At 49.2% G+C, this 12,434-nt stretch carries 15 protein-coding genes, 3 tRNA genes and 3 pseudogenes; 16 read left to right on the top strand and 5 right to left on the bottom strand.

Annotation, left to right across the window (positions count from 1 at the left end; genetic code table 11):
* Position 1 precedes the first annotated feature (1 nt).
* The 4 genes from pgsA (at position 2) to HV037_RS10325 (ending at position 1,001) form a co-directional block, all read left to right on the top strand.
* Positions 2-550 (top strand): CDP-diacylglycerol--glycerol-3-phosphate 3-phosphatidyltransferase, encoded by a 549-nt coding sequence (pgsA, locus tag HV037_RS10310; protein ID WP_016153472.1) that lies wholly within the window; start codon positions 2-4, stop codon positions 548-550.
* 151 nt (positions 551-701) lie between these two features.
* Positions 702-777: transfer RNA gene (locus HV037_RS10315), tRNA-Gly, on the top strand.
* Positions 778-828: 51 nt separating this feature from the next.
* Positions 829-902 (top strand) — tRNA-Cys (locus HV037_RS10320).
* Between the two features lie 12 nt (positions 903-914).
* A tRNA-Leu gene (locus HV037_RS10325) sits at positions 915-1,001 on the top strand.
* Positions 1,002-1,394: 393 nt separating this feature from the next.
* Here the strand turns inward: HV037_RS10325 and cspH are convergent.
* Positions 1,395-1,607 (bottom strand): cold shock-like protein CspH, encoded by a 213-nt coding sequence (gene cspH / locus HV037_RS10330; RefSeq protein WP_049040548.1) that lies wholly within the window; start codon positions 1,605-1,607, stop codon positions 1,395-1,397.
* Between the two features lie 297 nt (positions 1,608-1,904).
* Here cspH and cspA point away from each other — a divergent pair, with 297 nt between their 5' ends.
* Complete coding sequence (gene cspA / locus HV037_RS10335) at positions 1,905-2,120, top strand: RNA chaperone/antiterminator CspA (protein ID WP_016153470.1); 216 nt, start codon at positions 1,905-1,907, stop codon at positions 2,118-2,120.
* Between the two features lie 394 nt (positions 2,121-2,514).
* Here cspA and HV037_RS10340 read toward each other — a convergent pair whose 3' ends face one another.
* Positions 2,515-2,685 (bottom strand): YnfU family zinc-binding protein, encoded by a 171-nt coding sequence (locus HV037_RS10340; RefSeq protein WP_162835200.1) that lies wholly within the window; start codon positions 2,683-2,685, stop codon positions 2,515-2,517.
* 131 nt (positions 2,686-2,816) lie between these two features.
* Between HV037_RS10340 and HV037_RS10345 the strand changes: the two are divergent.
* Positions 2,817-2,951 (top strand): annotated as a pseudogene (locus tag HV037_RS10345) (IS30 family transposase); the annotation flags it as partial.
* Positions 2,952-3,009: 58 nt separating this feature from the next.
* On the opposite strand, the pseudogene arsH reads toward HV037_RS10345, so the two are convergent.
* Positions 3,010-3,708, bottom strand: a pseudogene (gene arsH / locus HV037_RS10350) (arsenical resistance protein ArsH).
* Positions 3,709-3,794: 86 nt separating this feature from the next.
* Between arsH and HV037_RS10355 the strand changes: the two are divergent.
* The 4 genes from HV037_RS10355 to HV037_RS10370 all read left to right on the top strand — a co-directional run bounded on the left by HV037_RS10355 (position 3,795) and on the right by HV037_RS10370 (position 6,750).
* Positions 3,795-4,115, top strand: coding sequence for a transcriptional regulator (locus HV037_RS10355; RefSeq protein WP_016153468.1), 321 nt, complete (start codon positions 3,795-3,797; stop codon positions 4,113-4,115).
* A gap of 44 nt (positions 4,116-4,159) precedes the next feature.
* Positions 4,160-5,449: an arsenic transporter gene (locus tag HV037_RS10360; protein WP_181500270.1), complete on the top strand. Its 1,290-nt coding sequence runs from the start codon at positions 4,160-4,162 to the stop codon at positions 5,447-5,449.
* Between the two features lie 12 nt (positions 5,450-5,461).
* Complete coding sequence (gene arsC, locus HV037_RS10365) at positions 5,462-5,887, top strand: glutaredoxin-dependent arsenate reductase (protein ID WP_016153466.1); 426 nt, start codon at positions 5,462-5,464, stop codon at positions 5,885-5,887.
* A gap of 281 nt (positions 5,888-6,168) precedes the next feature.
* On the top strand, positions 6,169-6,750 hold the full coding sequence (locus HV037_RS10370) for a YrbL family protein (RefSeq protein WP_016156828.1): 582 nt from the start codon (positions 6,169-6,171) through the stop codon (positions 6,748-6,750).
* A 333-nt stretch (positions 6,751-7,083) separates the two neighbouring features.
* On the opposite strand, the gene HV037_RS10375 is transcribed toward HV037_RS10370, so the two are convergent.
* Entirely contained in the window at positions 7,084-7,425 is a 342-nt protein-coding gene (locus HV037_RS10375) for a hypothetical protein (protein ID WP_016156827.1), read from the bottom strand.
* Between the two features lie 233 nt (positions 7,426-7,658).
* Here HV037_RS10375 and HV037_RS24800 point away from each other — a divergent pair.
* The 6 genes and pseudogenes from HV037_RS24800 to HV037_RS10400 all read left to right on the top strand — a co-directional run.
* A pseudogene (locus HV037_RS24800) lies at positions 7,659-7,808 on the top strand (DUF1571 domain-containing protein); the annotation flags it as partial.
* 13 nt (positions 7,809-7,821) lie between these two features.
* Positions 7,822-8,292 (top strand): SRPBCC family protein, encoded by a 471-nt coding sequence (locus HV037_RS10380; protein ID WP_137352291.1) that lies wholly within the window; start codon positions 7,822-7,824, stop codon positions 8,290-8,292.
* Between the two features lie 206 nt (positions 8,293-8,498).
* Entirely contained in the window at positions 8,499-9,641 is a 1,143-nt protein-coding gene (locus HV037_RS10385; RefSeq protein ID WP_181500314.1) for a transglutaminase domain-containing protein, read from the top strand.
* Positions 9,619-9,975, top strand: a complete 357-nt coding sequence (locus HV037_RS10390; protein ID WP_016153461.1) for a mercuric transporter MerT family protein — start codon at positions 9,619-9,621, stop codon at positions 9,973-9,975. Before HV037_RS10385 ends, HV037_RS10390 begins: the two co-directional genes overlap by 23 nt.
* Positions 9,972-10,253: a heavy metal-associated domain-containing protein gene (locus HV037_RS10395; protein WP_016153460.1), complete on the top strand. Its 282-nt coding sequence runs from the start codon at positions 9,972-9,974 to the stop codon at positions 10,251-10,253. Before HV037_RS10390 ends, HV037_RS10395 begins: the two co-directional genes overlap by 4 nt.
* 209 nt (positions 10,254-10,462) lie before the next feature.
* The gene (locus tag HV037_RS10400; protein ID WP_019077057.1) at positions 10,463-11,128 is read left to right on the top strand and encodes a YecA family protein; all 666 of its coding nucleotides are present in this window, start codon (positions 10,463-10,465) and stop codon (positions 11,126-11,128) included.
* A 28-nt stretch (positions 11,129-11,156) separates the two neighbouring features.
* Here HV037_RS10400 and tyrP read toward each other — a convergent pair whose 3' ends face one another.
* The gene (tyrP, locus tag HV037_RS10405; RefSeq protein WP_016153458.1) at positions 11,157-12,368 is read right to left on the bottom strand and encodes a tyrosine transporter TyrP; all 1,212 of its coding nucleotides are present in this window, start codon (positions 12,366-12,368) and stop codon (positions 11,157-11,159) included.
* Positions 12,369-12,434 lie beyond the last annotated feature (66 nt).

Below are 12,434 nucleotides of genomic sequence, written 5' to 3' on the forward strand. Positions count from 1 at the left end.
TATGCAATTTAATATCCCTACGTTGCTCACGCTGTTTCGCGTCATCCTGATCCCATTCTTTGTATTGGCTTTTTATCTGCCATTCACCTGGGCTCCCTTCGTTTGTGCGCTGATCTTCTGTATTGCGGCGGTCACCGACTGGTTTGACGGCTATCTGGCGCGTCGCTGGAACCAAAGCACGCGTTTTGGCGCCTTCCTCGATCCGGTGGCTGATAAGGTACTGGTGGCTATCGCGATGGTGCTGGTGACCGAGCACTATCACAGCTGGTGGGTAACGCTTCCTGCCGCCACGATGATTGCGCGTGAAATTATTATCTCTGCGCTGCGTGAGTGGATGGCTGAACTGGGTAAACGTAGCAGTGTGGCGGTGTCCTGGATCGGCAAAGTGAAAACCACTTCGCAAATGGCCGCGCTCGCATGGCTGCTGTGGCGTCCAAATATTTGGGTAGAGTACGCCGGGATCGCACTTTTCTTCGTCGCCGCGATACTGACGTTGTGGTCAATGTTCCAGTATTTGAGCGCTGCGTGGGGAGATTTGCTTGAACAGTGATCGTTTCGGCGCAAATTTCAGCAAACGATCGTCAGTGGTGAAAAATATCGTTGACTCATTGCGTCAGGTAAGTAGAATGCAACGCATCGAACGGCAGCACTGATTGCCAGACGATAACAAAATCAAGTGATTAACAAAGTTACTTGGTGATGCGGGAATAGCTCAGTTGGTAGAGCACGACCTTGCCAAGGTCGGGGTCGCGAGTTCGAGTCTCGTTTCCCGCTCCAAATTAAAGACATCGGCAATAGCGGATGTCGGCTGAAAAGCCAGAAGATTTCGGCGCGTTAGCAAAGCGGTTATGTAGCGGATTGCAAATCCGTCTAGTCCGGTTCGACTCCGGAACGCGCCTCCAATTTCTTCCCGAGCCCGGATGGTGGAATCGGTAGACACAAGGGATTTAAAATCCCTCGGCGTTCGCGCTGTGTGGGTTCAAGTCCCACTCCGGGTACCATGGGAAAGAATAGAATAATCAAAGCAATAAGCAGTGTCGTGAAACCACCTACGGGTGGTTTTTTTGTGCCTGAAATTTCTCGCTTCTCGCTCAGCGAACCTTCAAGCTCAGAAATCCCCTGGCTTTCATCCTATGTACATCACAGGCATTTGGGGTGTAATGCAAGCATATCACCCTGACGGGCTCAACATAGATACGCCAACGCTATTGCAACTCTTACCGGTCTTGAACTAACAGGTTAGATGAAAACAAGCAGAGTTACTATCAGCGTGCAGCATGAGCTCTTAAGGCCCGTCAGCCAGTCGTTGAGATAGATTTTCTGATACATATGAAACTCTCCCTGTTTTGAAATTCTCTTTTATGATTCCAGAAGTCAGGAGGGGCGGCTACAGGTCATGAGAGATAAACGTTCGCAGCCGAGGGGCCTCGAAGACCATTTATTCGACAAAACTCAACGCGTAATCCGGGGATGAGTACTTCTGAGTCACGGAGACTTAAGGCTGAAATGTGAAGCTGTACATCTTTGCGACCATCGGAGGGGGAGATAAGGCCTTTACCGCTCTTGCAGTCAAAGGCTTTGACAATTCCTGTCATTTTACGAGACAAAAAAATTCCTTAAAGCTAATAACGTGTTGCACTATACACATACCCCTGGATAATGCCAGAAATATTTTTCAGCTATCGTGAGATCTGGATAGCTAAAATAAACATTGATTATTATATACGCCCGTGCGTTAATGGTCGCGTCGGTTTGAAGAACAGACAAAATACAAAGTAGTTTACTAAAGCAGTTCTCATTTCAGGTGTTTTATATTTATCCCTTCTTTGAGTCTCCCCACTAAGCACTAAGTAGTTTCTGTAATAAAACCATGTTCGCCGGAAGGCCAAATTAAGGAATACAAAATGTCAAAAAAGATGAATGGTTTAGTAAAATGGTTTAATGCCGATAAGGGATTCGGTTTTATTTCTCCTGTTGACGGTAGTAAAGATTTATTTGTACATTTTTCTGCTATCCAGAGCGATAATTTCCGCACCTTGTTTGAAGGGCAAAAAGTCTCTTACTCCATTGAGAATGGTACTAAAGGTCCGGTTGCTGGCAATGTAGTTATTACAGAGTAAATCCTTTTTTTGTCTGTATGCGATAACGAAGAAGGCTAAAGCCTGAGTAGACATACTGACAGAAGCAATGGATGTATTGTTGGGTCAGTAGAGATGAAATGTTACTGATCCGGTATTCAGGGCAACGGTCAGCATATTTCATCTCTCTTTTGCATGAGAGAGTATGCTGACGATTGTGAGTACGTGTAGGTTCACTGCACAAAAAGTCTAACCGCTTGCTTTGTACGGCAACGTACGCAAGGGGATAGCTTTTCCCAGATATCACCATAATTTTTATTTTTTAAATATGAAAATACTAAACCCGCAGCCAGCGGGTTTTCTGTTATCTGTAGCTTGATAAATCTTAAAATACAGATGTGGTGATTCTGTTCCAGAAATAGAGTCTAAAACGGATTCAGGCTGCTTCTTTTTGGTTTGTCTGGAATACTTTATTGCAATGAGGACAGATTAAAAGAGAACCTTTTTGTACTCTTGAAAAACTGTGTTCAGATTGTTGGGTACAGTTTGGGCAGGTGCATTTGACAAGATAGTTGCGGCGTGATTTAGAGTCTTTACGTTCTGACATAGGCTTTTCCTTGAGTGGATGAACTTCAACCATACCCTAATTCGTCCAAAAAATCTTAACTTTATGATGTTTTGGATATGTAAATATAAAGAAAAGGTATCGCAAAGAGCCTGATGATAAGGGCGGCTTCCCAAATTTAATTCTGTAATCCTCAATCTTCCTGGCTGCGTGGTTCAAATAAAAATACGAAAAGATTGCTCAGACAGTATTTTCCAAAAGGAGCTGGCTTATCGGTTCGCAGCCAGCAAAGAATTAACATTGTTGCATCCAGTGGTTGAACGCCCAGCAAAAAGCGGACGTTTGTGAGCTCAGGAAAAAAGGACGCTATATTTTTGCCTGATTGACGCGGGATGAAAGCTCCTGATGGCTCTCTTTTCGTTCGCTGTAGCGATCGGCAAGGTAATCGGTTTGCCCCTTGAGCAGCAGCGTGATTTTAAACAACTCCTCGGCGACATCGACGATACGATCATACCAGGACGAAGGTTTCATTCGCCCGTTCTCATCGAATTCTTGCCAGGCTTTGGCTACTGAGGACTGGTTAGGGATCGTGAACATCCTCATCCAGCGCCCAAGGATACGCATCTGGTTCACGGCGTTAAAAGACTGCGACCCGCCGCAGACCTGCATCACCGCCAGTGTTTTTCCCTGTGAAGGGCGAACGGCCCCTTCGCTTAAGGGGATCTAGTCGATCTGTGCCTTCATCACCGCACTCATTGCCCCATGCTGCTCTGGGGAACTCCACACCATCCCATCACACCATCTGACCAGCTCGCGCAGCTCGGTGACTTTTGGGTGCGTATCTGGGGCATCATCCGGCAGGGGTAAACCTGAGGGATTAAACAGTCTTACTTCCGCCCCCATTGCCGTCAGCAGGCGTCCCGCTTCTTCTGCGGCAAAGCGACTGTAAGAACGCTCTCTTACCGAGCCATACAGGATCAGTATGCGTGGCGGCTCCTGGAGCTGCAGGCGTTCAGCAATCTGCTGATCGAAGCAATCAGCATTCAGTGCAGGAAAGTGTTCCATTTTTTACTCCTCCGGGAGGTTCTGTGATTTCAAATTCAACACATATGATTTATCATATATGTATTCTAAAGGGAACGGAGTAAAAAATGCTACAGCCTGTTCAGCTTTTTAAAATCCTGTCGGATGAAACCCGTCTCGCCATTGTTATGCTTCTCCGGGAATCCGGCGAACTGTGCGTATGCGATATATGCGCGGCGACCTCTGAATCACAGCCTAAAATTTCTCGCCACATGGCTATTTTGCGAGAAGCGGAGCTGGTGCTTGACCGCCGGGAAGGCAAATGGATTCACTACCGTCTGTCTCCCCACATGCCAGCGTGGGCCGCTGAGACGATCACGACGTCCTGGCAGTGTCTGAGGAAAGATGTGGGTGAATGGCTGAAAAAATCAGCCTGCACATCCTGTTGAGAGAATTTTTTACATACGCATAATCATATATAAAGGAATCTAAAATGCTTTTGGCAGGGAGTATTTTTATACTGACGCTGGTCTTGGTCATCTGGCAGCCCAGAGGTCTCAGCATTGGCTGGAGCGCAAGTATCGGAGCCTTACTGGCACTGGGGACGGGGGTCATCCACATTGATGATATTCCCGTAGTCTGGAATATCGTCTGGAACGCAACAGCGGCATTCATCGCGGTGATTATCATCAGCCTGCTGCTCGATGAGTCCGGTTTCTTTGAATGGGCCGCGCTGCATGTCTCCCGCTGGGGTAACGGGCGTGGTCGCCTGCTGTTTACCTGGATAATACTGCTTGGCGCTGCTGTTGCTGCGCTGTTTGCTAACGACGGTGCAGCACTGATACTGACGCCGATTGTGATTGCGATGCTACTCGCCCTGGGGTTCAGCCAGGCGACGACGCTGGCCTTTGTCATGGCTGCAGGATTTATCGCAGATACAGCCAGCCTGCCGCTGATTGTCTCTAACCTGGTCAATATTGTCTCGGCGGATTTCTTCGGCCTGGGCTTTACACAGTATGCCTCCGTGATGGTTCCTGTGAACCTGGCGGCCATTGCTGCCACGCTGGTCATGCTCCATCTCTTCTTCCGCCGCGACATCCCGCCCAGTTATGACGTTTCACTGCTCAAGATGCCTGCCAGTGCGATTAAAGATCCGGCGACGTTCAGGGCGGGCTGGATTGTTCTGCTGTTCCTGCTGGTCGGTTTCTTTGTTCTGGAGCCGCTGGGGATCCCAGTAAGCGCGATAGCAGCAGTTGGGGCTGCGGTGCTGTTCGTGGTAGCCAAGCGTGGCCACGCCATTAATACCGGGAAAGTGCTGCGCGGGGCGCCCTGGCAGATCGTGATATTCTCGCTGGGTATGTATATGGTCGTCTACGGCCTGCGTAATGCAGGACTCACCGAGTATCTTTCTGCTGTACTCAATATGCTGGCAGACAAAGGTTTATGGGCTGCCACGTTCGGTACCGGCTTCCTGACTGCCTTCCTGTCGTCTGTGATGAACAATATGCCGACGGTGCTGATTGGTGCATTGTCCATTGACGGGAGTGCTGCGACCGGCGTCGTCAAAGAGGCGATGATTTATGCCAATGTGATTGGCTGCGATTTAGGGCCTAAAATCACCCCGATAGGCAGTCTGGCAACTCTGCTGTGGCTTCATGTGTTGGCACAGAAAAATATGACCATCACCTGGGGATATTACTTCCGCACCGGCATTATCATGACTCTGCCCGTGCTATTCGTCACTCTGGCCGCGCTGGCGTGGCGGCTCTCTGTCACTTTGTAATGAGATATTGATATGAGCAACATTACCATCTATCACAACCCGGCCTGTGGCACCTCACGTAACACGCTGGAGATGATCCGTAACAGCGGTAACGAACCAACTATTATTTATTATCTCGATACGCCCCCGACTCGTGATGAACTGACCAAACTGATTTCAGATATGGGCATTTCAGTACGCGCATTGCTGCGGAAGAACGTTGAACCTTATGAGCAGCTTGGTCTTGATGAAGATAAGTTTTCTGATGAGCAGTTGATCGATTTTATGATTCAGCATCCGATCCTGATTAATCGGCCGATTGTAGTGACGCCGCTTGGCACGCGTCTTTGTCGTCCCTCAGAAATTGTGCTGGATATTTTACCTGAAGCTCAGAAAGGCTCTTTTACCAAAGAGGATGGCGAAAAGGTCATTGACGAAACGGGGAAACGGGTTAAGTAATCTTTCCGCTTAATATTATCGGGTGCCTGTTGACTTCATACCGGTGCCTGCTCTTTGCTGATAACCCTCGTTCACGACTGGAGAAGCGTATTTGCGGGGGATCAAAACAGGTTCATTAGCCTGCCCACTTGCCTGAAGAGACATTTGTCTCACTCCGAATGCATTTCGTTTATCAATTATTGAAATAAATATATACATAATAGTTTTTGATTAGCAGAACTTACCGATGCAGGTCAGTTGAGGCAATTTCATTTCCCTTAGGGTAAGAGTCAAAAACTATCATGAAACAAGAGCTTGTATTGACAGATGAAGACTTACTTGCACGAGGTAACGATCGTTACGTCTTTCAGCATCCACAGGATAGTAACCTGCTGATCAAAATCGTTATTTCAGATATTGCGAACTATAAAAGCAAGTTACGGGAAGTCTTCCGGGACCTCAAAGAATGCAAGCCTGGTCATCAAACAGACTCTCTTTATATGCAAAAGATCGAAGGCCTTGTTGAAACAAATAAAGGTCTAGGGCAGATCACTGTGAAGGAGTGCGATGAGCATGGCAACCTTGCTCAAACTCTTTATCAGCTTGCTCTCAAAAAAGAACTCGATGACAGCAAATTGCAGAAGCTGAATGCTTTTTTAGCATGGTTTGTCAGCACCAAAGTCATTATTAACTCCTTGCATTGTAAAAACATTGTTTATGCCTGGGATAGCGAGCGTCAGGATTATCGCTTCAAAGTCATTGACGGGTTTGGTGACAAAACGTTTTTTCAACTCAGTAAGCTTTCGCAATCAGTTCGCGATAAGAATAAAATCAAATGTCTCAAGCGGATGCTTAACGATTTGAACGGTCTGCAACAAGCTTAACCACGCAGGTTAAAAATAATCGAATCACCAGTTTTCTGTTGCCGGACTTCCGACCCCGCATACCTGATTAACAAAGGTGTTTACGCAGAAGTAAGTTACATATTAACTTCTTGAAAAATATTCTGAACTGCTCGGCGTTCGTGCTGTGTGGGGGCAAATCCCACACCGGAACCATGGGAAAGAATAGAAGAATCAAAGCAATAAGCAGTGTCGCGAAACCACCTACGGGTGGTTTTTTTGTGCCGGCTTTTGACGAACCATAGGTATTTTGCGTCAAGTAAGCCTGCCAGATACGTTAAGCCGCCCGCTACACACTCCCCATTGCCAATCAATCTATCGACGAATCGGTGCATTAAACATAAACCTTCCCCGGGCTGGGTTGTTGATAAAGCCATCCCGGGCGGGGTTATAGTTGTGGTCCTGAAAACCATTCATCATGATGGGATCGCCTATGCCATCCTGAATCGCCAAATGTCTGTGGATTCGGTTACGTGTCCTGAATGTGAAAGCGAAATCATCCGTCCCGCCAATGATGATGACGCCATTTCCTGCAAGAAGTGCCGCGCTTAACTCTTGCTCTCTTGCGGCCTGGTTTTGTAACGCGCTGGCTGCGGCAGACGATGACGCCAGCAGCAATACGAGGACGGCGCATGAAAATACCGGTGGCAGTTTCATGATTAATACCCATTAAAAGTATGGCTATTAAAGTATAGTCTTATGTCGTCATCTCATCTGAATAGAAAATGAACAGTTTAAGCCTGTTGCCTGTACGGAGTCTGAGGGGGTGGGAGAGGAGTGCCGCGCAATTAAGAACTATAATAAAAACAGTCGACAGATGATGACTCCAGTTTACAGATAGTACCGATACAGGGGGCGGTTATGCGCGTCTCATTTTCTCCGCGAGTTGCGTTCACCGCTACGACATCTGGCTGGATAATAATCACGGACTCCCTGCCAAAGTGATCAGCTATGCGCCAGATGGGCAGCGATTAGAAACTGTTCTTCTGGATGCTATGGTTATTAACACCCGTTTCCCCGTCAATTTTTTCACGCCTTGAGGGAGCCTGCACTATGGCTGACTATCAGTTTTCCACAATCTGGCGGGTTGAGGCTTCAGTTCAGGAGGTATGGGATGTTTTTTCCCATCCGGACAGGTGGCCTGAATGGTGGGGAAGTCTGGAACGCATCGTTGAGATAAGGAAAGGGGATTTACGGGGTATTGGGGCGTTGCATCGTTATACCTGGAAAGGGGCGCTTCCTTATCGCTTAACCTTTGATATCAATGTGTTGAAAATACGGCCTTGCACATTGCTTGAAGGACAAGCCAGCGGCGCGGTGGAAGGGCGAGGGGTATGGTCTTTTACTCCCAATGGTACAGCGACTATTGTCAGATATGACTGGAATGTGCGTACCACGATCCGCTGGATGAATTATCTCGCCCCGCTGGCAGCACCTGTATTTCGCTGGAATCACAATACGGTCATGCGCGAGGGGGCAAGAGGGTTAGCCCGCAAACTGGCAACGACTGTGTATATAGTCTGAACGTATCTCCGCTGCTGTACTTTTTTGGCTGTAAATGGCTTAATAGCGACCTTGCAGTTTCTCACTTCATTCACAGTTAACAGGTCTGTTATTGATGAATAATCTCCATCGACTCGCCTTTTTATGCCAGCCTCTGTCTGCTGTGATGATCGCGTACGGTTTCCCCTTTAGCCGTAGCTCAACTCTTACAACCTGGACAGACAGCAATGCAACGTCGTCAGTTTCTCAAAAATAGCGTTCTCCTTTCCGCCGCCGGATTAGTCGGCCCTGCAGTCATTAGCCAGACGGTACGTGCCGCTGAGCCATCCGTTGCGACAATAGCTCGTCGACGCTTTGTCTTATCCCAAACGTATAAACTCAATCCTCCTAAGGGATCGAGCGGCGTGGTGAAACTGTGGATCCCGCTACCGGTGGATACCGCGTTTCAACAAATGACAGCGCTTGCCTTTAGCGGAAACTATAAGCAGGCGTACGTCACCACCAATAATACCTACGGCGCGAAAACGCTGTTTGCCACCTGGGCTGACTCGCAGGGTGAATTGTTGGTTAACGTTGATATCGACATTGAAACCGCCGACTGGGAACCGCTGAAGCAGGACGCGCTGAAAAACTGGCAGGCACCTGAGCAGATTATTTATCCGCTGGATGTAAAACCGTATCTGTTGCCGACGGCACATACCTCAGTTGATGGACTGGTCCTGGAAACCGCGCGTAAAATCACCGGTAATGAGCAGGATCCGCTGAAAAAAGCGCGCCTGATTTACGAATGGGTCAGCAGCCATATGGAGCGTGACAACGACGTTATTGGCTGCGGCACGGGGGATGTGGCGGAGATATTAAAAAGCGGTAAGCTCAAAGGAAAATGCACCGACATGAGTTCCGTTTTTGTTGCTCTGGCGCGAGCCAGCGGTATTCCGGCGCGCGAACTGTTTGGCATCCGTCTGGGCAAGGCCAATAAGCTCGAACGTTACTCGAAAAGTGCTTTTGGCACAGCCGACAGTGCAGGCGTTGCCAATGTGAGCGGCGGTCAACACTGCCGTGCTGAGTTCTATCTGGCAGGTTACGGTTGGTTACCGTGCGATCCTGCTGATGTGACCAAAATGCGTCTGGCAGAGAAAAAAACGCATCAGGATGCCGATGTCCAGGCGGTTAACGCTTACCTGTTTGGTAACTGGGAAATGAACTGGGTTGGATTCAACTACGGACGTGATTTCGAGTTGTATCCGGCAACGGAGCAGGGGGCCATGAATAACTTTGGTTATCCTTACGCTGAAGTCGATGGCGACCCGATCAATTTCTATGATCCTAAAGCGTTTTCCTACAGCTATGTCGCCACAGAACAACGCTAAAGGTGCGGGGCTTACCCTGTTGACGGCTGCTGCGGCCGCCGTCACCGCTGGCTTATGCTGTGTTGGACCGCTACTTTACCTGCTGTTTGGTATTTCGGCGGCGAGCTTCGCCGTTTTCACCCGGTTTGAGTTTTTGCGAACTCCTCTGGTACTGCTGTCCCTGGGATTATTACTGCGTGTCTTCTGGCGGCTCTATTTTTCCAAACGGTTGTGGTGCTCCGGGTGGTTAACTCTGAAGCAAGCGCGCGTTCTCTACTGGTGCGCGCTGGCATTGATTTTGCCGGTGCTATTTTACCCAACGCTTGTTGCCTGGTTTTATGAGGTATTTGAATGAAGATCTTCGCGTTAGTTGCATGCTTGCTGTTGCCGCTGTGGGCTCAGGCGGCCAATCAAAAAGTGGTGCTGGATATACAAAATATGACCTGCTCGTTATGCGTTATTTCGGTCAATCAGGCGCTACGTGAAACTGACGGCGTGATTAAAGCAAAATCCTCTCTCAAAACCCGGCAGGCAGAAGCCATCGTGCCAGAAGGTTTCCCAACCGATACTCTACTTAACGCAGTAGCGAAAACGGGCTATACCGCAACGCTCAACCGTATTGAACAACAGTAAACCACCTGCGGGTGGTTTTATTGTGTTTTCCCGGTATGATGCCCGGCGGCTTAGTGTTCTCTTTTGTGCGTTAACTACCGGAATTCCCCTCTTTTCCTGTTAACCTGAACAGGCGGCTGCTGTAAGCCGCATATGCCCATTTATATCTGTTATCCCTCCAGCCATGTAGGATGATCACAGGCAAGATTTTTTGACTAAGGAAAAGCGTTATGAAAACGGGACCATTAAACGAGAGCGAACTGGAATGGCTGGATGACGTACTGACTAAGTACAATACGGATAAGGCTATTCTGGATGTGTCAGAACTGGATGGTTTACTGACGGCGGTACTGAGTTCACCGTATGAAATTGAACCGGAGCAGTGGCTGGTCGCTATTTGGGGCGGCGCGCAGTATGTTCCTCGCTGGTCCTCCGAAAAAGAAATGACGCGTTTCATGAACCTGGCGTTTCAACATATGGCGGATACGGCCGATCGCCTGGATGAATATCCTGAGCAGTTTGAGCCGCTGTTTGGTTTGCGTGAAATTGACGAGCATGAACTGACCATCGTTGAAGAGTGGTGTTTTGGTTATATGCGCGGCGTCGCACTGTCGGACTGGTCCGCGTTACCAGACTCGTTAAAACCGGCGCTCGAGGCTATTGCGCTGCACGGTACGGAAGAAAACTTTGCGGTCGTTGAGAAAATGACGCCAGAAGCGTTCGAAGAGAGCGTGGATGCCATCCGCCTGGCGGCGCTGGATCTGCATGCTTACTGGATGGCGCATCCTCAGGAAACGCCGGTTAAAGTACCGGTCAAAGTGGATGCCAAGGTAGGGCGCAATGACCCTTGTCCGTGCGGTAGCGGTAAAAAATATAAGCAGTGCTGTTTGCATTAAGAAAAAGGGGCGTTAAGCCCCTTTTGTTTTAACCCACTTCCGGTAGTAATCCTGCTGCAATTGAAAACTGTACGGCTATCACCACAATGCCGCACAAAAATACCAGCGCCAGCGCCGGAGCACCCCCTGCCACGCGGTAGTTAGCCTGTGGATTCTGTTTTCTGCTCTGCCATGCCAGCATCGAGGGAATGAGCAGCGCCAGCACCGCCAGGGCAACGCCCGCATACCCCAGGGCCATGACGAAACCACGCGGATAGAACAGCGCGAATGCCAACGGCGGCAGGAAGGTCACCACGCCGGTTTGCATTCTTCCTGCTACGGTATTGCGGCGCTGGAAGAGGTCGGCCAGGTAGTCAAATAATCCCAATGCGACGCCGAGGAAAGAGGTTGCCAGCGCAAGGTCGGCAAACAGATGCACCGCCAGTTCGACGTGCGGCGAAGCCACGACTTCACGTAATGCTTGTAATAAACCGTTTAAACCAGCGTGGTTGGCTAACAGCCCCATGAACGTTGAGGAGTTAATACTGCCAAGCGTGGCCAGTTGCCAGAAGATATAGGCGACTAGCGGAATGGCGCTACCGGTGATAAACACCCAACGCAGTTTACGGATGTTACCGTTCATATAGCTGACGATACTGGGGACGCTGCCGTGAAAACCGAACGAAGTGAAGATAACCGGGATTGCAGAAAGTGCCAGCCCCTGCTGAAGCGGCAACGTAAGCAGGTTTACTTTATGGATATGCGGCATTAACAGGGCCAGCATCACCACCAGGAAGATTATCTTGGCACTGAACAACAGACGGTTGAACAGATCGACCAAAGATGTGCCAACGCAAACCACGCCACCGGCAACAAAGGTGAACAGCAGTACGCCTGTTGTCGGGGAGAGCGTTGTCCCGGTCCAGTCGCTGATGCTGGAAGCCAGCAACTCACCAGCGCCACTGATATACGCCGCCGTCAGCGCGTACATTAAAAACATCATGCTAAAGCCCGTTACCCATTGTCCGTAACGACCAAGATAACGTTTTGCCAGCGTACCCAACCCGGTGTCTGCCGGTACGTGTTGATACACTTCAAGCAGCAACAGCGCGGTGTAGCACATTAGCGCCCAAAGACTCACTAACAATACCAGCGTGACGCTAAACCCCACGCCTGCCGCGGCCAGCGGCATTGCCAACATACCGGCACCAATCGTGGTTCCCGCCACGATAAAAATACTACCCAGGGTTCTGTTTTTCACGCTTTCCTCTGTCCCAGAGATAATCAACGGTTATATCTGCGGCGCAGGTTAAGGCAAAACGCTATT

Origin of the sequence: Citrobacter sp. RHBSTW-00017 (genome assembly GCF_013797615.1) — a bacterium.
GTDB lineage: Bacteria > Pseudomonadota > Gammaproteobacteria > Enterobacterales > Enterobacteriaceae > Citrobacter > Citrobacter braakii.